At 36.3% G+C, this 20,439-nt stretch carries 17 protein-coding genes; 14 read left to right on the forward strand and 3 right to left on the reverse strand.

Going from position 1 to position 20,439, the window contains the following annotated elements; translation table 11 throughout:
• Positions 1–6: 6 nt before the first annotated feature.
• The gene (locus tag AC0C66_RS03420) at positions 7–183 is read right to left on the reverse strand and encodes a hypothetical protein (RefSeq protein ID WP_120028276.1); all 177 of its coding nucleotides are present in this window, start codon (positions 181–183) and stop codon (positions 7–9) included.
• Between the two features lie 346 nt (positions 184–529).
• Here AC0C66_RS03420 and AC0C66_RS03425 point away from each other — a divergent pair, with 346 nt between their 5' ends.
• From AC0C66_RS03425 to AC0C66_RS03490, 14 genes are all read left to right on the forward strand, one after another.
• Complete coding sequence (locus tag AC0C66_RS03425; RefSeq protein ID WP_120028277.1) at positions 530–952, forward strand: hypothetical protein; 423 nt, start codon at positions 530–532, stop codon at positions 950–952.
• Between the two features lie 65 nt (positions 953–1,017).
• Positions 1,018–1,644: a hypothetical protein gene (locus AC0C66_RS03430; RefSeq protein ID WP_153256875.1), complete on the forward strand. Its 627-nt coding sequence runs from the start codon at positions 1,018–1,020 to the stop codon at positions 1,642–1,644.
• A 53-nt stretch (positions 1,645–1,697) separates the two neighbouring features.
• Positions 1,698–8,591 (forward strand): phage tail tape measure protein, encoded by a 6,894-nt coding sequence (locus AC0C66_RS03435; protein WP_437388339.1) that lies wholly within the window; start codon positions 1,698–1,700, stop codon positions 8,589–8,591.
• A gap of 40 nt (positions 8,592–8,631) precedes the next feature.
• Positions 8,632–9,393 (forward strand): distal tail protein Dit, encoded by a 762-nt coding sequence (locus tag AC0C66_RS03440; protein ID WP_326243140.1) that lies wholly within the window; start codon positions 8,632–8,634, stop codon positions 9,391–9,393.
• A 12-nt stretch (positions 9,394–9,405) separates the two neighbouring features.
• A complete protein-coding gene (locus tag AC0C66_RS03445; protein ID WP_437388340.1) occupies positions 9,406–12,048 on the forward strand; it encodes a DUF7359 domain-containing protein in 2,643 nt (880 codons plus the stop codon).
• Between the two features lie 15 nt (positions 12,049–12,063).
• Positions 12,064–12,882, forward strand: a complete 819-nt coding sequence (locus AC0C66_RS03450) for a hypothetical protein (RefSeq protein ID WP_120028598.1) — start codon at positions 12,064–12,066, stop codon at positions 12,880–12,882.
• A 12-nt stretch (positions 12,883–12,894) separates the two neighbouring features.
• A complete protein-coding gene (locus tag AC0C66_RS03455; protein ID WP_252360356.1) occupies positions 12,895–14,682 on the forward strand; it encodes a phage baseplate protein in 1,788 nt (595 codons plus the stop codon).
• 13 nt (positions 14,683–14,695) lie between these two features.
• A complete protein-coding gene (locus AC0C66_RS03460; RefSeq protein WP_120028282.1) occupies positions 14,696–15,085 on the forward strand; it encodes a hypothetical protein in 390 nt (129 codons plus the stop codon).
• Positions 15,086–15,235: an XkdX family protein gene (locus tag AC0C66_RS03465; RefSeq protein ID WP_120028283.1), complete on the forward strand. Its 150-nt coding sequence runs from the start codon at positions 15,086–15,088 to the stop codon at positions 15,233–15,235. It abuts the gene before it with no gap.
• A gap of 229 nt (positions 15,236–15,464) precedes the next feature.
• Positions 15,465–16,520: a peptidoglycan recognition protein family protein gene (locus tag AC0C66_RS03470; protein WP_437388341.1), complete on the forward strand. Its 1,056-nt coding sequence runs from the start codon at positions 15,465–15,467 to the stop codon at positions 16,518–16,520.
• A gap of 115 nt (positions 16,521–16,635) precedes the next feature.
• Entirely contained in the window at positions 16,636–17,028 is a 393-nt protein-coding gene (locus AC0C66_RS03475) for a hypothetical protein (protein ID WP_086352694.1), read from the forward strand.
• A 20-nt stretch (positions 17,029–17,048) separates the two neighbouring features.
• The gene (locus tag AC0C66_RS03480) at positions 17,049–17,300 is read left to right on the forward strand and encodes a phage holin (RefSeq protein ID WP_437388342.1); all 252 of its coding nucleotides are present in this window, start codon (positions 17,049–17,051) and stop codon (positions 17,298–17,300) included.
• Positions 17,301–17,427: 127 nt separating this feature from the next.
• On the forward strand, positions 17,428–18,564 hold the full coding sequence (locus tag AC0C66_RS03485) for a Rap family tetratricopeptide repeat protein (RefSeq protein ID WP_068947494.1): 1,137 nt from the start codon (positions 17,428–17,430) through the stop codon (positions 18,562–18,564).
• A complete protein-coding gene (locus AC0C66_RS03490) occupies positions 18,554–18,730 on the forward strand; it encodes a hypothetical protein (RefSeq protein WP_019712878.1) in 177 nt (58 codons plus the stop codon). Before AC0C66_RS03485 ends, AC0C66_RS03490 begins: the two co-directional genes overlap by 11 nt.
• A gap of 41 nt (positions 18,731–18,771) precedes the next feature.
• On the opposite strand, the gene AC0C66_RS03495 is transcribed toward AC0C66_RS03490, so the two are convergent.
• Together AC0C66_RS03495 and AC0C66_RS03500 are read right to left on the reverse strand one after the other, a co-directional pair.
• Positions 18,772–20,022, reverse strand: coding sequence for a Y-family DNA polymerase (locus tag AC0C66_RS03495; protein ID WP_437388343.1), 1,251 nt, complete (start codon positions 20,020–20,022; stop codon positions 18,772–18,774).
• Positions 20,015–20,347: a YolD-like family protein gene (locus AC0C66_RS03500; protein ID WP_437388344.1), complete on the reverse strand. Its 333-nt coding sequence runs from the start codon at positions 20,345–20,347 to the stop codon at positions 20,015–20,017. Before AC0C66_RS03500 ends, AC0C66_RS03495 begins: the two co-directional genes overlap by 8 nt.
• Positions 20,348–20,439: the final 92 nt, after the last annotated feature.

Raw genomic sequence — 20,439 nt, forward strand, 5'->3', positions numbered from 1 at the left:
TACACCTTACGAATCTGAATTACTAAATAGTTGCTTAATTTTATAAGCAATTACAGCGAGGTATAAAATTGCAACAAACACTAAAACTCCAGTGCCATAATCAGTTTTTGCAACTAGAAAAAGACTTAACACACCGAAAATAATGTACATTACAATATCAAAGATATTTTTCTTGTTGTTCATTTAAACTCCCCCGTTTAGCAATTGATTCCAGGTGCATATTTGATTGCAGCCCCAGTGTATTAAAATTTTACAATTTTGTCCAACTCAAACTCTCTAGTGGCATTACTTTATTCATATTGCAAAATAATTTTTTGAATTATTTTCAGCACACCTACTCTAACATGTTTCTTTTTTGATTTACATAAAAAATCAAAAAATTGAGTCATTTTTCCTTGGAGAATGATTGTATATAAAACTAAAAAAGGACTTTTCATTCATTTTTAATTTTATAAAAGCATAATCACATTAATCTGATCTCCATTAAAACCCTTTACATATTTGACGATAATATGAAGAGGTGATAAAAATGTTCGATAAGAAAACAGTTAGACAAAAATTAGCTGAATTAAATATATTGCAGTTAATTCAATTTATTAGTGAAGAGTTCCCTGCTAATGGACAACCGGCATCATCTCAAAATTTTAAAATTGAAGTTTTAAAAACTTTAAGCCATAATGACTTAACTGCAGCTATTGCACGAATGTCAAGAATAAATAATGTATTTGATATCGCTAAGAGCTTATCCGTGGTCACAATAGTACTTTCTGGGGCAACCCTGATATTTAAGAATATATTTGGGGATGGATTAGGCACTGCACTTTTAGGTGCAATTTTTATTATGTCTATATTAACAACAGGCTTTTTTGATAGAAGAAAACATAACACTTCAGTGTTTTTTAAAGAATTATTAATTAGGGTTAAAGAGGATAAGATTAGAGAAGAAAAATAATACCTCTGCCCTACACATTTGGGAACCATGTTATAATGTAGGGAAATGATGCCGGTGGTGATTGTATGATATGGGCAATAATTGTTTTGTTAATAATAGCTGCTTTCTTTATAATAGGAGATTTTGGAGCAGATAAACAAAAAGAAATAGAAAAACAAAATTTAGAGAAAATAATTTCCGCAGGAAATTACCCAAAGGATTATAAGTCATATCTAACACCAGATAAAAATAAAAAGCTGACTTTGGTTGAATCCGAAAATAAGTTTGTAATTCATCATTTCAATGAAGTATTGACAATTGAAGAAAAATCAATCCCATTTAGCAAGATAATCGAAGCTGAGATAGCTATTGACGATCAATCCATAACAAGAGTTTCTAGAGGTAGTCAAATGGCAGGAGCCGTTATCGGAGGACTTGCTGCAGGAGGTATTGGGGCTCTTGTTGGAGGGTTATCTTCAGACAGAACTGAGTCCAAATATTTTAGAAAGATTGATCTTAAGTTAAAACTTGATGATTTTTCTAACCCCATAACTAAAATAGAGTTCTTACCAAGTAAAACTGATACTGGCTTACAAAACACTAAAGGATTTAAACAAGATGATCCAAAAGTTAAGGAAGCTTTATCTAATGTTGAAATTTGGCAAGGGATTATGGAAATAGCAATACGCAAAGGAAGTAAAGTCGCTCAATAACTGAGTGGCTTTTTTCTTTGTCCTCTCCCCTACTGAAAGGAAGTGATTCTTACTTGAGTCAAAACCTCAAAATTATACTAACCCCACAAGCTGATACCTCATCCAAAACTGTCGAACAGTTAAATCAGCAAATCAAATCTTTAGAAAAAAAGCTTAACTCCCTCAAACTAAACACAAATATTGATTCTACAACCTTAAAAGCTCTGCAAGAATTCTCTTCTGCTGTAGATGCGTATCAAAAAAATCTAAAATCCTATAATCAAACAGTAAAAGAAACGTCCACAGTAATTAAGAATGCTGATGGATCAGTTGAAAAGCTCACCCAGCAATACAAGAAAAACGGTGAGATTCTTCAACGTGAAACTAAAATAATTAATAATCGCAATGCTGCTCTAAGGCAAGAAACTCAAGAAGTTAACAAACTCGCTCAAGCCACTGAAAAATTAGGTCAAGCACAAAAAAAGACCGAACAAAAGAACTTACAAGGCCAAACCACAAAGGTTGTACAGAAAAACCGTAACGGTTTTGAAGACATTGTTTATACGACTGACCCTAAAACTAATGCAACTTCTTCAAGAACCACAACCAATTACGATCAACAAAGGAAAGCAATTGAACAACTAAACCAAAGCCTAGAAAAGTTAAGAGAAAAAGGATTAGCCTCTTCCCAGGTGCTCTCTCGACTTTCCACTTCAATTAACGGTGCTCAAACTGCTGCTCAAATTGATCAAATTGCAAATCGTATTAAACGACTTGATGATTCCTCTACCGCTAAAGCAAAAACAAAAGAACTTGAGCATCAAGTTCAATTATATCAACGTCAAGCGCAAATAAATGTTCAAAACCTCAATACTCGTTACGGCAGTTCACTTAGTACCGCTAACTCCTCTGCCCTTCAGAATTATCTCAACTCAGTTAACCAACTTACGGCAAGAACTCCTAATTTAAGAACACAAATGCAGAATCTAAATATGCAGTTCAGAGAAGTATCTGCGAATGCATCATCTGCTTCTTCTAATGTTTCAGGCTTTGGAGAACAATTAGCACAATCATTTAGTCGTATGCCCGCATATTTTCTGAGTGGGACGATGTTCTATTCAGGGATTCAAGCATTAAAGTCAATGGTGGAACAAGTCATTCAAATCGATACTTTAATGACAGACATTAGACGAGTCATGGACTTACCTGATTACAAATTTAATGAACTACTGCAATCCTCAATTGATCTTGGTGATCAGCTATCTAATAAAATTTCGGATATCCTTGAAATCACTGGTTCATTTGGACGAATGGGCTTTAGTGAATCTGAACTTGGAGATGTAACTAAAACCGCTCAGGTCTTACAGAACATTTCTGATTTGAATCCTAACGATACTGTTAACACCTTAACAGCTGCAATGCTTAACTTTAATGTAGCAGCCGGTGATTCTATATCAATTGCAGATAAGTTAAATGAAGTCGATAACAACTATGCAGTTAGTACCTTAGACCTTGCAAACAGTATTAGAAAAGCCGGCTCTACAGCCTCTACTTTCGGTGTTGAATTAAACGACTTGATTGGTTACACAACAGCAATTGCCAGTACTACTCGTGAGTCAGGAAATGTTGTAGGTAACTCACTAAAGACCATTTTTGCTCGTATTGGCAATAACCAAAGTTCAATCAAGGCATTAGAAGAGATTGGTATCTCAGTTAAAACAGCTGGCGGTGAAGCTAAGTCTTCGAGCGAATTAATTGAGGAACTCGCTGGGAAATGGGATACGTTAAGTGATGCTCAGAAACAAAATACATCAATAGGCGTTGCGGGTATTTACCAGTTATCTCGTTTTAACGCAATGATGAATAACTTCTCCATTGCCCAAAGTGCTGCGAATACTGCTGCTAATTCAGTCGGCAGTTCATGGAAAGAGCAACAAAAATATGCCGATAGCTTGCAAGCAAGAGTTAATCGTTTATCCAATGCTTTTACAGAAATGTCTGTGGCATCAGGTGAAGCGTTAATATCTGATAGTATCGTAGTGTTCGCTGATGCGTTAAAAAGTTTAATGCAATTAAGTGCCCAAGTAACCAAGTCCGTTGGATTACTTCCGCAAGTATTTGGAGCAGCGACAGCTGCAGTAATATTATTTAACTCTTCACTTCGTGCAAGTGCTATAACTTCAGGTACTGCAATGGGTGCAGCTCTAAAAAATCTTATCCTTAACTTTAATACTTTTACGGTTGGAGTGACAGCAGCTTCAGCCAAAACAGCAATTTGGAGTAAAATCACAACTGCTTTTTCAACTTCACTAACAAGCTTAAAAAAGGCAGCAATGACTACAGGAGCTTTCTTAGCTGGCAGCTTCCTCCCTATGGCAGCAATGATGGCTTTTGGTGTTGTTATTGAGAAGCTAATATCCTCATATTCAAAATTAAAACAAGCCCGCGAAGACTTTGAACAAGCTAAAATCACAAGTATTGAAGCCATTACAACTAATAAAGACACAACTGATCAATTAATTGCTCAATATAAAGAGCTTCAAAAAGCAAAAGAATCAGGTACCTTAAGTTCTAAAAAAGAACAGGAGTATCTTCAGGTCACGCAACAATTAGCTCAATCGTTTCCTAATTTAGTTGCTGGTTACGACTCACAAGGGCAAGCAATAATTAAAAATAATGATGCTCTACAAGATGCCATCAAATATACACAAGAACTAGCTGACCTCAATAAGAAAGATATTCAAACGGGTGCTAAAGATACTTTTTCTGATAGTTTGAAAGAAATTAAGGATCTTCAGGCTGAAGTTGATCAATATAAAAAGATGGCTGATACATACTCAAAAGGTAAGGGTTTTTGGTCATTCTTTGAAAATCCTTTTGCAGATGACAGCTCAATAAAAAATCAAGGTGTTAAAGCTGAACAAGAAGCTCTTCGTGTTGAACAATCTCTATCTAGCTCACAGTCAAAAATCCGTGAGCAAGTTTCCAAAACAGTCGAAGCATTTAACTCCATAAAAATTAATCCTCAGCTCACCAAAGAAGTCAATGATGCATTTAACAAAATTGATTTCAGCAAAATGGATGCATCACAGTTAGAGTCCTTTTCTATCAATGTATCTCAATATATGGATAAGATACAAAAGGCTCTACAATCAGGAAATCAGACAGACTTTTCTAAAGCATCTCAAGGTCTTGAAAACCTCATAAGTCAATATGTAAATGGCTCTGATAAGGCAAATGGCCTTGTACTTTCTTATGGGGATCTTAAGGATGCTATTGACTCAACAAACAATTCTGCCGAATCAGCTAAAGTAACATGGGATGAAAATGGAGAAGGCGTAGATGCTTTAGGAGAATCTGTTGGCACCCTATCTGACAAACTTAAAGATGCCAAAGGTGACTTCGAAGCAATTAGCTCCATTATTAGTGACCTTGTCGATTCTAAGCAAAATGATTTAGCCATTTCCGCAATGCAAAACGATGCTTATGATGCCATGGCTGATAACATCTCCCCTTTAAATGAATTGCTTGAGAAAATGGCAGAAGGTAAGAGTTTATCAGCTTCAGAAGCTATGAAGCTAATCCAGAAGGAAAATGATCTTGCAGACGCTATTTCAATTGAAAATGGCGTTGTGAAAATAAACAGAGATGCAGTTGTTAAGCTACGTGACGCCAAGCTAAAAGCATACAATGACATGCAACAGTCTGTTAAGCAGGATCTAATAAATCAAGCTAATGCTTTAAACAAGAAGATTAATATGTATAAATCCGAAGTTAAAGCGATTAAGACTGTGCAAGATGCTTATAATTTGAAGTCAGATCTTGAAAAACAAAAACAAAAAATACTTGATGAAATGAAAAAAGGTAATGGCGGAGCAATTCAATACCTTCCTAAAACTCAAGAAGATTTAAATCAAGTTACTGATATTACAGGTCAACTTGAAGAACTTGATAAATTAGCTGATTTAGCTTCCTCTTCCCTATCAGAGACTGGTACATCAATGGAAGATATGTCTTCATCTGCGGAAAAAGCTTCTGAAGAAGTAAAAACTTCCATGTATGTTGTTGATAAATACAAGGAAGCATTAGAAAAAGTTAATGCCGAGATTGACAAGTACAACAAGCAGGTCAATGATTATCCGAAATACTCACAGAAATATCGGGATGCAATCAAGAAAGAAATTAAAGCACTTCAGCAAAAGAAAAAGCTTATGCAGGAACAAGCTAAGCTGCTTAAAGATCAAATTAAATCCGGAAACATTACTCAATATGGTATTGTAACCTCTACAACTTCTTCTGGCGGAGCCCTCTCCTCAACTGGTGGATCATATTCAGGCAAGTATTCAAGCTACATAAATTCAGCAGCTAGTAAATACAATGTTGACCCTGCCCTTATTGCAGCTGTAATTCAGCAAGAATCAGGGTTTAATGCTAAAGCACGATCTGGTGTAGGTGCCATGGGATTAATGCAACTGATGCCAGCAACAGCAAAAAGCTTGGGAGTAAATAACGCTTACGATCCTTATCAAAATGTTATGGGTGGAACAAAGTACCTCGCCCAACAACTTGAAAAGTTTGGCGGTAATGTTGAAAAAGCATTGGCTGCATATAATGCTGGGCCTGGTAACGTAATTAAATATGGTGGTATCCCTCCTTTTAAAGAAACACAGAATTACGTCAAGAAGATCATGGCCAACTATAGCAAATCGCTCTCATCTGCCACTTCTTCAATCGCCAGCTATTATACAAATAATAGCGCTTTTAGGGTAAGCTCCAAATATGGACAACAGGAATCTGGTCTCCGCTCCTCTCCACACAAAGGAACTGATTTTGCTGCAAAAGCAGGTACAGCAATTAAATCTCTTCAAAGTGGTAAAGTCCAAATTGCTGGCTACAGTAAAACTGCAGGGAACTGGGTTGTTATTAAACAGGATGATGGAACAGTTGCCAAGTACATGCACATGCTTAACACTCCTTCTGTAAAAGCAGGTCAATCAGTTAAAGCCGGTCAAACTATTGGTAAAGTTGGTAGCACAGGGAACTCGACTGGGAACCACCTTCATTTACAGATCGAACAAAATGGAAAAACAATCGATCCTGAAAAGTACATGCAAGGTATTGGAACTTCTATTTCAGATGCGTCACAAGCTGAGGCAGAACGGCAACAAGGGATAGCTCAGGCTAAATCTGATCTTCTCTCCCTCCAAGGAGATATCAGTTCAGTCAATGATCAGATTCAAGAACTTCAGTATGAACTAGTTCAATCTAAACTCGATGAGTTTGATAAAAGAATTGGGGATTTTGATGTTCGGATAGCAAAAGACGAATCAATGGCTAACAGATACACTTCTGACAGCAAGGAGTTCCGAAAATACACCTCTGATCAGAAAAAAGCTGTGGCAGAGCAAGCTAAAATCCAACAACAAAAAGTTAATTGGATTCAAAAAGAAATTAAAACAAATAAAGCATTGAACTCCGCTCAACGTGCACAGCTTCAAGAAGAGCTTAAACAAGCCAAGCTAGATTTAATTTCTGTTCAAGACCAGGTTCGTGAGTTACAGAAACAACTTGTCCAATCTAAAGTTGATGAGACACTCAAGTCAATTGAAAAGTCATCTTCTAAAACCCAAGGGAAAATTAAAGATGTTGATAATAAAATATCAATGACTGAAGAAGATGAAGACAAGGTTAAGTACTATAGCAAACAGATAAAGCTCATTCAGCAACAACAAAAGGAAGCCAAAAAATATATCAAACAGCTTGAAGAGCAAAAGAAAGCTGCGAAAGGTTTCCCTGACATCCAGGAACAGATCACTGAAGAAATCGAAAACTGGAAAGATAAACAGAAAGATTTTAACCTTGAGCTTTATAACACCAAGAAGTCGATCAAGGATATCTATAAATCATTGGCTGATGAAGTTGTATCCATCTACAAAGAGATGTACGAAAAAATGCGGGATATTGAGTTAGAAGCCCATCAGAAAGCGACACAAGATAAGATTGATGAGATCGACAAAGAAGACGAAGAAGCTAAATATCAAAAGGAATTGAAGGAGAAAAACCAAGCAATACAGGAAACAAAAGATAAGATCAGTAAACTTTCCATGGACGACTCCTCTGAGGCTAAATCGCAAGTCAAAGACCTAGAGAAACAACTTCAAGAACAACAGGAAGCTTTGGATGAGTATATAAAAGATCGTAGCAACACAAAACGGAAAGAAGCCCTTCAAGATCAGCTTGATAAAGATGAAGAATCAATTAACAACAAGTACGATGACCTGGTAAATGATGAACGAGCATTCAAAAAGCTTGAAGATAAGCTTATGGATGGTAAAATCACTGATATCGCTAAACAGCTTAATGAATTCACCAAGTTCATTAACGAGAATATGAAGTCGATTGGGAAAAGTATTTCCAATAACTTGATTGATAAGCTTAAGGACGCTGCCAGTGCATTAAATACCGTTACAACTGGAAATACAACAGGTAAAAAGGTGTCATCATTTGCTTCTGGTGGATATACAGGCACAGGACTTGGAGCAGGAAAGCTTGCATTCTTACATGACAAGGAACTTATTTTAAACAAGACAGATACTGAAAACATGCTGGAAGCTGTGAAACAAGTTCGTCAAACGTCCACTGATAATTCAGTAAAGACTACCTCTAAATGGGGTCAACCTGGTAAAATTTCAGATGTTTTAAGTAAGAGTATCGCCCTTGTCACCCCAGCAATGAACGCTGCAGTTGCTAGTCAAACAAGTCTAACTAAAGGCTTAATTCCAACTCTTAAGAACTTCTCGACACCTACTGTAACCCCTTCTACACCTCAAGGAAATACATCAAACAATCAGAACTCATTCACAATTAATGTAACAGAAGCTAGTAATGCTAAAGAAACTGCAAGCTTAGTGTACAAACAATTAGCAAATGGTCTTAAAAATACTGGACTGAATTTCAACATAACATGAGTCGGCTAAAGCCGGCTCTTTTTATATTGGGGGTGAAAAATTGATTAGACAGAGCCAATATTTCCTGTTTGACAACGAAAAGTCGATTGACTACGGAGTGGAAAACGTTAATACAGAGTCTGGGTTAGTTGAGGAATCTTTTTTGGGTTCACGATCAGTTAATGAAACTTATGTAAAAGGAAGATCAGAGCCGTACACTGAAGGTGTCAAAAGAGAAGCAAAACAATTTCCTTTAAACTTTTATGTTGGTGAAAATTATGAAGAGAAAAAAATAAGAGCAATTAAGCGCTGGCTAGATGTTGATGATTACAAGCCCTTAGCTTTCAGTGAAAATTTAGACATTGTGTATTATGCAATGCCCGTAGATACCAGTGATCTAGTCCATAATGCGGCTAGACATGGATATGTTCGTTTGACAATGAAATGCAACTCCCCTTATGCATATAGTCGAAACACAAGTACTCATTCCTTTGATATATCATCAGGAATGAAAACCATTGAACTCCATAACAAAGGCGATGTTGCGATTTACCCTACTGTTGAAATTTTTAAAATTGGCGACGGCGATGTAAAAATCGAGAACCTGAGTGATTATACTGATCCCTTTATATTCAGCAATCTAAAAGACAGAGAAATTGTTAAAGTGAATGGTGATAAAGAAATAATCGAGTCGTCTTTATATGGGAATGAAAGATATGATGATTTCAATGACAATTATATTAGATTGGATTACGGAAAAAACCGATTAAAAGTGACTGGAAAATGCAAACTGAGACTCACTTTCAGATTTAAGTATCGGTAAGAAGGTGAAAAATTGATAACTATTCGCAAGGATACAGAGATAAAAAACATACGCTTATCCCTTGCTAAGCCAGATAAGACTAAAATAGCCAACATTGATGAAGTTCTGAATCCAACTGTAACTTTAAATCATGGAAGCAGCGTTCACGAACTCTCCTTCTCTATTCCACTTAAGGCCACCTATGATGGGGTCATTAAAAGGAATCATGTTGTAGATTTACTAAAACCCTGGTACCTAATTAAAACTGAGTTTTATGGGCTCACGATTTGGTTTATTATCACAAAAAGAACCAAGTCATTCAGCAGTGAAATGGATACTGTACAAGTTGAGTGCAGATCTCTTCAACATGAATTGAGCAGAATAAGCGTTCTTAAATATGAGGAGACATCTAAAAACCTCCAGGAAGTAGTTACAGACTGTTTAAAAAATACCAGCTGGACAATTGGATATATAGATACTCTCTTTAACATAAAACGAAGACAATTTGATGTATCATCAACTAACAAGCTTGATTTTTTATATTCAATTTGCGAAAAGTTCGATGCAGTTCCAGTCTTTGATACAGTCAAAGAAACTGTAAGCTTTTATAAAGAATCAGACGTTTCCAAATACAAAGGCCTTAAACTGAACCCTCGGCAATATATGATTAGCATGGACGATTCTGATGATGCAGACGAATTAATAACAAGACTATATGCTACTGGAAAAGATGGTATAAGTATTAATTCAGTGAACCCAACTGGACAATCGTACATTGATGATTTCTCTTATTTCCTCTTCCCTTTTCAACGTGACGAACAACGAAATGTTATTTCCCACAGTGCCTATATGCCAGATGAACTTTGTCATGCTATTCTTGATTACAATGACCTTGTTAATAACGAAGGAAATGCATTTAATAAACTTCTCACTCAAAAGAACGAAGCTGAAACTGGTTTAACCGAATTGAACAATGAGCTTTACACACTTGATCTAGAAGTCCAAAAGTTATTAGATCGAATTGAAGTTGCCAAGAAAGCTGGAGATGACACAAGTCAACTGAAAGCTCAACTTGCCGTAAAGCAGAAAGCAGTTGCAGAAAAGAAAAACCAAATTGCTACAGTTGAATCAACAATTTCTCAAATATCTGCTTCAATTTCCAAGCTTAAAGAAAAGCTCTCTTTCGAGAACAATTTTAGTGAAAATCAGCAAAAACTGCTCTCACGCTTCATTTCAACAACTGAATGGTCAAATGACAGCATCTATGATGAGAATGAACTTTATGATGATGCCAACGAAGAACTCGAAAGTCGCAATACACCACCAGTAAATGTAACACTCGATATAGTAAACTTTTTTAACTGTCTTAGTGAAAAACATAACTGGGATAGACTCAGTTTAGGAGACATAGTACGAGTTCAACAGAACGATTTAAATACCGATATTAAAGCCATACTTACAGCAATATCAATTGATTTTGAACAATCAAATATTAGTGTCACTATAACAAATGGAAAAAGAGTTCAATCTGATTTTGAGAAAATTGTTAAGACCGTTTACAGAACAAACAAAATAAGTACTGAATTAAATAAAAGAAAGATTGAATGGGACAAAGTAACTGAAAACTTCAATATTCGAAATGACAGAATTTCAGTGCAACCGGCATCCCCTGCTATTGCTTCTGATGGCACTGCGATTACCCATAAGGTAAATGATAACGGGTCAGTTGATATTACCATTAAGTGGGATTATGTTGATTCCGATGAGGACAAATACAACATTGATGGATTTGAGGTTTATTTGCACGGTAGTGATGACAATGAGGAGTACACATTTGGGTCTGTGCAAGCTAGTGAGAACTTACAAAATGTTAAGTATGACAGGCGTACAGCCACTTTTACTGGATTACCTTCAAATATGTACTACACTATTGGTGTTCAAGCATATCGAAGGGTAGATGCAGATATAGATATAAATCAGATTCTTTTTTCGGATATAGTTAAATCAAGTCATCCCTCTGAAAACCCCTACCTCCCTTCTCCTTCTGTTGAAGTTAAAGGAAGCCTTAATGGAAAAGTAAATGGTCTTTATACCATCTCTACAGAAGCTAAGCCAGAATATCCAGAGACAGGGACAATTTGGATCAATCCAAAGAATAATAAACAAGAACTGTTTAATGGAGAAGAATGGATTGTCTCATCTGCTGGTTCAGCAGACTCCTTGAATGGTTTTACAGCTTCAACAACGACCTCGCCAAACTCTATACCAGTGCGTAATGAATCAGGGATCATTAGTGGTTCAATAGACGGTAATGCAGAGCTGTTAGGTGGACGAGCAGCCTCTGATTATGCATTAGCTGAAAATATCCCCGTTCCTCCCAAGTTTGCAAAGGGCACTTATACAGGAGACGGCACTCCAAGTAAACAAATCCCCCTCGCCTTTACTCCAGATTTAGTCAAAATAACTCCGATCTCAACTGAAGACACTCAACTAGTAATTGAAAATCAATTGGGGGGCTATGCCTATCAAGTTACTTCAACTGGGCTTTCCCTTATTGGAGGAGATTTGAGCTATGGTGCTCTAGGAACCAATCTTTTTATCACAGGCTCAGACAGTAACTGCAGAGGAAATAAATTAAACGTTAAATATATCTGGGAAGCTTACCAGCAAAATTAAACCGAGGTGATTAATCTGACCGACTTTGCTGAATTGTATAACGATCCAATTTTAAGTAAAAAAAGAAAAGGTTCAGTTGAAGACCCGTATCTAACCTATAGCGAGACATTAACTGTATACAACGGAAGAGCACTCCTCTCTGAGATTCCTAACAGAGAGTTTCGTGTCGAAGTGACTGGAGAAAACAAGGAATGGCGAGAAATTGAAGATGGTGAACTTGAAGACAATTATTTTAAGGTTGATTACCTTATGGGAGTTGTCTTTTTTAATGCTTCAAATGAAGGAAAATCACTTACCTTTAATTATAGTGGTGAAGGTGCTGCCTTCTTCCCCGCCTCTCGAATTTGGATTAAACGTCAAGGTAACATGGTTGTAGAGACTCTCCAAGGACTTATTGATGATGCTGAAGATGCAATAATACGGATGAATGAGAGAATCGCCGAGTGTGAACGAGTAACAAAACGATGCATCGAAATAACAAACTGGTGTAGACAAGCAACTTCCGATTACGAGTATGTAGTTGAAAACACTAGAAAAATATATTTGCCAATGGTTTATACATATCAAGATTTAATGGACACTTATCCAAATCCTCAAATTGGATGGGTTGTTACTGTTAGAGAAACTGGTATTGAATATCGTTGGGACGGTTTTGACTGGATTAATATTAGCATTTCAGATCAATTCGATGGTTATAACGTTGTTTCGAGTTATATCGAACCTTACAATATTCGGACAATATGGCTTAGAACAAATAGCTCACCTAGCAAAAAAAGAGTCAAACCCTCTAAAGATGTCCCTGATAGCAACATGATTTGGATAAGAAAAGGATAAGGAGGAAAATCATTGAGTGACAACCTAATTCCAGTAAATACAATGGGCTATTATGATGAAGAAACTAAACAATGGGTACCTGTTGATTCTATGGCAGTTAAATCCCAAACTAATAGAGTCACAGCCGATGAAATTGTAAATAATTTTAGCTCAATTAAATCTGATTTAAGCTCAGTTACAAACAACTTCAATGAAATCTCAAATAAGTTGTCTTCAGTTAGTTCAGATTTAAGTTCAGTTAGAAATGATTTTGATGAGTTTTACAAAGCAGAAACAACTTTTGATTTTACAACAATATCCCCTGTTTATCACACAACTTTAAATTTAGCTCACACTTCTATCGTACAATGTTTTGTTATTGATGAATTGACTGGTGACATTTATGGTACTCAAGTTGCCTATGTCAATCAAGATAAAAGTGAGAGTTTCACCATTACACGTATGAACCAGAATGGGGTTATGCTGGACAGCATGACACTTGTTCATGGCGGACATGGAACTACCATAGGGTTAGAAAGAGAAGGTGGCAAAGTATATGTGTGGTCTAACTACGATGTTGTAGACACAAACGGCAATACTGTTGGAAATGACTTAGTACGCTTCCCTTATGTGGCAGGTGCAACACTAACTCAAGACAGTAGTTACATCAAGCGATATAACAAATTTAATAATTACTACACTATTCCTGTTATTGATAGAGAGAACGGCCTGATAGCTTTTCGTATTAAGCTTACCGATGGCAATAGTATAGTGGAACTCCGAAAACTGAGTGATGTAAAAAACGGAGTGAATAAAGTTCTGGGCAAAGTCACGATTCCAAGTGACCTTTCTTATCTCCAAGGCCTCGCGATAGATGGATACGATTTGTATTGGTATACAGGCGATACAAACAACCAGACCTACCCGTGTGAATTAACTTTGTTTAGTTTCATAGATGGCAAGTTAAAAAAGCGCATCTCTTGTGATTTTGGTTATGGCCCCACTGGAAAATATGAAGATAGTTTTAGAGAGCCAGAAGCAGTCTTTTTATACAAAGACCCAAAAACTAGTAAGAAGTCTTTATTTGCCGGAGTTGTAACTGGTGCAGTTGGGAAAAGGATCAATAAGTTGTATGCCTACCATTCTAAAGAAAATGCTACTAAATTTACAGCAGATCTTTCACAAGGCTATCAAGGTTATGCACTCACCAGAAATAATGGAAATGCTAATGGTCTTCCAGAAGGTTTAAGTAATTTAAAGGACTTTCGAAAAGTTGGTTCTTATTACATGTACACAGTAGACACAGTTAACTACAAAGACCATCCAAGCCCTGGGGATGCCGGTTGGTGGCTACAAATTGAACCTGCTGATCCTCATGGTACTGTTGTACAAACACTTAAAAGAAACTCAACAGGACGGGATATTAAAATATATACTCGTGTTGTAACAAACAATGGTTTAACTGGTGATTGGGTAGAAATTATGAGTAGCCAAAGTCTTGATTGGAATGATCTTGCTTTAATGAACGGCGCTTCCAACCCAGATTCAGGTGATAAATTACAATTTGCTATAAATGGCGGTCTAGTTCATATTCGAGGAAAAGTAACAATTCCTTTAACGGACGGAGTCGTTTTTGCAATTTTACCATCTGGAGCACGACCAAAGCGTAGTCATTATGCAGCATATGAGGTTGCCGGGACTACAGGAACAAGGAAAATCGGAATTAGAAGTAACGGCGAAATGGAAGCAATGGGATTAGTAGCTAATGGTCGAGAAAACGTTACTTATACATATGTGAACACAAGCTTCCCATTGAATTAAAGGAGGTTAAAATTTGATACAAGTTTATAAATATGATGAAAATCTTATGTTTATTGAGCCCATGCTCATATCTCAAAAGGATGAAGAAGGTAACTATGTCATCCCATCAGATTGTACAACTATCCCTCTTCCCGATTCACCTTCTTTATTCAAAGCAAAGTTTGATGCTGAGAAACAAGAATGGATCGAATCAGCTACCCAAGAAGAGATTGACGCAGTTTTAAGTTCAGTTGGAGATGAAATCTCGGTTGTTGACCTTTTGAAACAGCAAAATGCGGCACTTTCTTTGCAGATTGCTAAGACAGAAAAGGAAAACGAGGAAAGACGCATGAGGGAATCAGAGCAGGCTTTTGTTATTGCTCAGATGCAAAAACAAATCGATGAATTGAAGGGAGCATATTAAATGGCACGATACCCAGAAGTAGCTGACATCAAACAGTTTTATGAGTGGAAATGCTATACAGACGAAAAAATTAAGGAATATGTTTTAATTGAATGGATAACTGAAGATCAATACAAAGAAATTACAGGAAAGGATTACCCCGCTCAATAACATGAAAAACAATTGGATAATTTTCAAAGAATTCACCTGTAACCAATAGGTGTTTTTATTTTGCAAATTTTAAGGTGGTGATTATGTTCTAGATAAAATATAGATTTTATTCAAAATACATACTTGAAAGACAGAGATAACAAGAGCATACGTGAGATAAAGAGAGATTGGGTTTAGTCCCCTTCTCTCTTTTTTGTGCTCAAATTTAATTATTAGGAGAGATGTTTTTATGACAATTCAAGCGAGACAAATGCTGGTACCATCAAGTAAATATACAATTAAATGTCCTTATGCAATGACAGCTGAATATATCACATTCCATAATACGGCCAATGATGCATCAGCAAATAATGAAATTAGCTATATGAGAAATAATAACGCAACAGTATCATATCATTTCGCTGTAGATGATAAAGAAGTTGTACAAGGACTTCCTACAAATCGGAATGCATGGCATTGCGGTGATGGAGAACATGGCACAGGAAACCGCAAGTCAATTGGTGTGGAAGTTTGTTACTCTAAATCAGGTGGAGAACGTTATAGAAAAGCAGAAGCACTGGCAATTAAGTTCATTGCACAACTACTCAAAGAACGTGGCTGGGGAGTTGAGCGAGTTAAGAAGCACCAAGAGTGGTCTGGAAAATATTGTCCTCACCGTGTTTTAGATGAAGGTCGTTGGAATGAAGTTAAAGCTGCAATTGCCGCTGAATTAAAATCTCTCGGTGGCAAATCAACTACTTCAACTAATCCAACATCATCCTCTCCTTCCCCTTCTTCAGCAGCAAATGGTTCCCTCAAATCAAAAGTTGACAGTCTTCGTTTCTACTCAAAACCATCTTGGGAAGATAAAGATGTTGTCGGTACAGTAAACAAAGGCATTGGATTCCCTACAGTTGTTGAAAAAGTTAAAGTTGGCACTGCGTATCAATACAAAGTTAAGAACTCTAAAGGCGCTACATATTACATCACTGCTTCTGATAAATATGTTGATGTTACAGGATCAATTAAAACCTCTTCCTCTGCCCCAAAAACAGCATCAACTTCTTCAAACTCCTCATCTATTAAATCCGTGGGAAAAATCAAAATTGTTGGTGTATCAAGCGCAGCAATCGTAATGGACAAACCTGATCGAAATAGTTCAAAAAATATTGGCACAGTCAAGCTTGGAAGCACTGTTTCAATTTCTGGTTCAGTTAAAGGTAAAAACAATTCCAAAGGTTACTGGGAAGTTATTTATAACGGTAAACGCGGATACATCTCAGGACAGTTCGGTTCAAAAATCTAATTATATTCAATTATCTCGGAGGATATTTATTGATCTAATGTATCATTGACTATCCTCTTAATTTTAGGAGGTGATGTAATGTCACCTTTCTATATTCATTAAAGGTTGGTGACAAATGGATAATTTTGAGCAAAGCACCATTTCAAGATTAAGTGCACTAGAAGAAAAAGCAAAACACACTGATAGCAAGATTGACTCTCTTGAAGAAAGAACAAATGTTATCGGTCGTATAGCTACACTTGTTGAGCAACAAGTCGAAATTAACAAAGACTCTCAAGCACAATCAAGAGAACAGTTCAGTACTCTTAACGAAATGAGTAACAGTTTAAAAAATCTAAGCAAATCATATGAAAAACTAGACAATCGAGTTGAAATATTGGAACGCTCTGATTCCACTCGTAAAATTGATCCCTCTCAGTTTACAAAAGACCTTGTATTCAAGGTGCTACCAAGTGTAATTACCACTATTATCGGTGCATGGTTGCTTATGCACTTTGGCCTCAAATAAAATTAACAGGAGACGATTTAATGAATAAAATCAACTGGAAAGTAAGACTGAAAAAGAAGACATTTCTTGTTGCAATTTTCTCTGCAACGCTGTTATTTGTACAAGCAATTGCCTCTGCTTTTGGGTATGACTTGACTGTATTTGGTGACGATTTAACAGAGAAATTTAATGCATTTCTAACATTTTTAACTGCAATGGGTATCATTGTTGACCCAACAACTCAAGGTATTTCTGATAGTGAACAAGCAATGGATTATGATTCACCAAGATAAAACCCCTACCCTTCTCTTAATCGAGGAGGGTATTTTTTTCGTTATTTAAGATAACATTAATCTTCCTTATTCATTTAAATATGATAAAATATTACATATTTAGATATTTAATATAGGAGGGCTTGTGTTGGAGCAGATGATCTCTTCTTCTAAAGTTGGAGTGAAAATAAATGAGTGGTATAAATACATAAGATTATTTAGTGTCCCAGATTCGGAAATATTGAAAGCTGAGGTCGAGGAAGAAATAAGGCATATGAAAGAAGATCAAGATTTATTGCTGTACTATTCTCTCATGTGTTTTCGCCATCAGCTGATGCTGGACTACCTTGAACCAAAAACATTGAACGAAGAACGACCTAAAATTTCAGACTTATTAGAAAAGATCGAAAGTAGTCAAACTGATTTGAAAGGGATTCTTGAATATTATTTTAACTTTTTCCGGGGAATGTATGAATTTGAACAATACGAATATCTTAATGCCATAAGCTTCTATAAGCAAGCCGAGAGAAAATTATCACTTGTTGCAGATGAAATTGAAAGAGCTGAATTCCACTATAAAGTTGCAGAAATTTATTATCATATGAAGCAAACACATATGTCGATGCACCACATTGTTCAAGCAATCGATAGTTATAAAGCACATGAAAACTACACTGTAAGAGTTATTCAATGCTCATTTGTTATCGGACTGAACTATTTGGATATGGACTACCCTGAAAAAGCGATCCCTCATTTTAAAGATGCTCTAGATAAAGCAAGAGAAATCGATATGTCACGATTAATCGGATCATCTCTTTACAATCTCGGCTTATGTTCCTTTGCTGAGGAAGCTTATGAAAAGGCATCTGAGTACTTCAAGGAGGGCATTAGAGTATATCAGGATAATGGGTATGAACATTCAAATCGCATATTAGATATCTTACTTATGTTGACAAAAACCACTTTTAAAATGAGAAATCACTCCGAGGGAATTTCTTGGTGTGCACACGGTCTGTCTTTGTCCAAAAATTTAAACGATGAGATTATGGCAAAAATGTTTGAATTCATTCATGCCTTATATGTAGATAATGACAATGAAAAATTAAATTCAATTCTAAATTATTTAGAATTAAAGTCAATGCTTTCAGACGTGGAGGATTTAGCATCAGATGCAGCGAAGTATTACAATGAAAAAGAAGACCATAAAGTGGCTGTTGCTTATTATGAAAAAGTGCTTTATGCCCGTAAACAAATTCAGAGAGGGGATTGTCTTTATGAAACTTAAGCATGCATCTGTCTTTATTTTAGCCATTGTTTTAATTGGATTTGTAAGCATTTATTTAACTAACACTCAAAAAGATGTCCAAGAAGCACGCAGAGGACATACAGCCAGTATTGGTTTTACTGATGGTCATTCGTATGAAATTGCAAGCAGAGGACATACTTCTTAATATGTTTTTCTTATCCCCCCTCCAAATTGAGGGGGTTATTTTTATGATTTATGTCCCCCAGTAAGTCCAGCTCTGTGAAGTGCAGTTCCTGCAGATGTATAAGAAACTGCTCTAAGAATCGCTTTCGATCCGTATTTACTTCTAATCCCATCCATTACAAACCCAAGTTTCCTTCTCTTTTCATTATCCACTTCAAATAAACTCAACTGTTGATTAACATCATCCTCAATATTTGATAACGTAACTGAGATACTTCTTACTGTTTTACCCGAGTAAAACTTATCAAACAGCATCAAGCAACATCTATATATGTCTATCGTGATATTTGTGGGAAGATCAATTGTTTTGGATCGATGAAATCCGCCACCAAGCTCATCTTTACTGTAACCAATTCCCAGGCTAATTGTTCGACCAACTTTGTTGTGTGTCCGTGCCCTTCTTGCGACTTCTTCACAAATCTCCAGAAGAACAGCCTTAATCTCTTCTCTCCTTATATAATCCCTCAGTAAAATCTGACTCTTACCAAAACTAATCTGCCCTTGCATCAAAGGAGCTCCTATTTCTGATAAATCGATTCCATGAGCATGATAATACAACTGGTTTCCCATTATTCCGAACTTCTTTTCAAGCAGCTCTAAAGGAAATTTAGCTAACTGACCTACAGTTGATATTCCCATCCGATTCAGATTTCTTTCCATCCTCCCTCCTATCCCCCACATTTTAGACAACGGGTGAACCTTCCAGAGTTTATTTGGCACATCTTCATATCTCCAACGTGCAATGCCGCTTTTCGTTTTCTTACTCTCCAGGTCAAGTGCAAGCTTACTAAGCAACATATTGTCACCAATTCCAACTGTACACATCAGGCCAAACTCTCTCCGCATACTACTTTGAATTGCTTTGGCCATTTCTTCAGGATTTTCTTTTCCTGCATCTAAAAAAGATTCATCAATTGAATACGTATGGACACATTTTTCAGGAACAAATCTGTAAAACAGCTTTGTAATCTCAGTCGAAACTCTGATGAAAAGCTTCATTTGCGGATTTACAATGTGTATTCTTGGATCTTCAGGTATCTCGAACAATCTCGATCCTGTTTTGATTCCAAAATCTTTTTTAAGTGCAGGAGATGCAGCTAACACTACACTTCCCTGTCTCTCCGTATTTCCTACAACTGCAAGGTAGCATGTTAAAGGATTAAGTCCCATTGTTACAGCCGATACAGAAGCATAGAAGGATTTCATATCGACACAAAGTATATTCTTACGTGGAAATTGTGAGTAATCAATCATTGTATCTAACTCCTATGATGTTATTCATGTTGATATATACTGTTTTGTCATGCTGATCTTTTACATGAAGCCTGTGTTGTTCAAAATTAATGTAATGGACTCTGCCGTTGACATTTTCAACGAATCCATTGTTAAAGAGTTTGAATTTCAACTCTTTATTAAATTCAAGTGCCTCAGAGACGAGAAGATCCATCTCTTCAATTTGTTGGTCATCTAAAGATGGTTTTTCAATTTTTGATACATCAATCAAATCTTGTTTAAGTTGTGTTAAATGTTCTGGAAGCATCATTGATGTCCATTTGATTGTTCCTCGATCCCTAAGCATATCGACTCACTCCTTTATTGATCTAATATTAACAGAACAAACGTTCTTTATTCAAGATAAACCAGAACAAAAGTTCGATGTAAATGTTGGTA

This window comes from Bacillus sp. VA13, from assembly GCF_055710085.1.

Excerpts from the sequence above, each read along its gene's own strand:
- AC0C66_RS03420 (WP_120028276.1), bottom strand. The coding sequence starts at position 183 with ATGAACAACAAGAAAAATATCTTTGATATTGTAATGTACATTATTTTC.
- AC0C66_RS03425 (WP_120028277.1), top strand. The coding sequence starts at position 530 with ATGTTCGATAAGAAAACAGTTAGACAAAAATTAGCTGAATTAAATATA.
- AC0C66_RS03430 (WP_153256875.1), top strand. The coding sequence starts at position 1,018 with ATGATATGGGCAATAATTGTTTTGTTAATAATAGCTGCTTTCTTTATA.
- AC0C66_RS03465 (WP_120028283.1), top strand. The coding sequence starts at position 15,086 with ATGGCACGATACCCAGAAGTAGCTGACATCAAACAGTTTTATGAGTGG.
- AC0C66_RS03470 (WP_437388341.1), top strand. The coding sequence starts at position 15,465 with ATGACAATTCAAGCGAGACAAATGCTGGTACCATCAAGTAAATATACA.
- AC0C66_RS03475 (WP_086352694.1), top strand. The coding sequence starts at position 16,636 with ATGGATAATTTTGAGCAAAGCACCATTTCAAGATTAAGTGCACTAGAA.
- AC0C66_RS03480 (WP_437388342.1), top strand. The coding sequence starts at position 17,049 with ATGAATAAAATCAACTGGAAAGTAAGACTGAAAAAGAAGACATTTCTT.
- AC0C66_RS03490 (WP_019712878.1), top strand. The coding sequence starts at position 18,554 with ATGAAACTTAAGCATGCATCTGTCTTTATTTTAGCCATTGTTTTAATT.
- AC0C66_RS03495 (WP_437388343.1), bottom strand. The coding sequence starts at position 20,022 with ATGATTGATTACTCACAATTTCCACGTAAGAATATACTTTGTGTCGAT.
- AC0C66_RS03500 (WP_437388344.1), bottom strand. The coding sequence starts at position 20,347 with ATGCTTAGGGATCGAGGAACAATCAAATGGACATCAATGATGCTTCCA.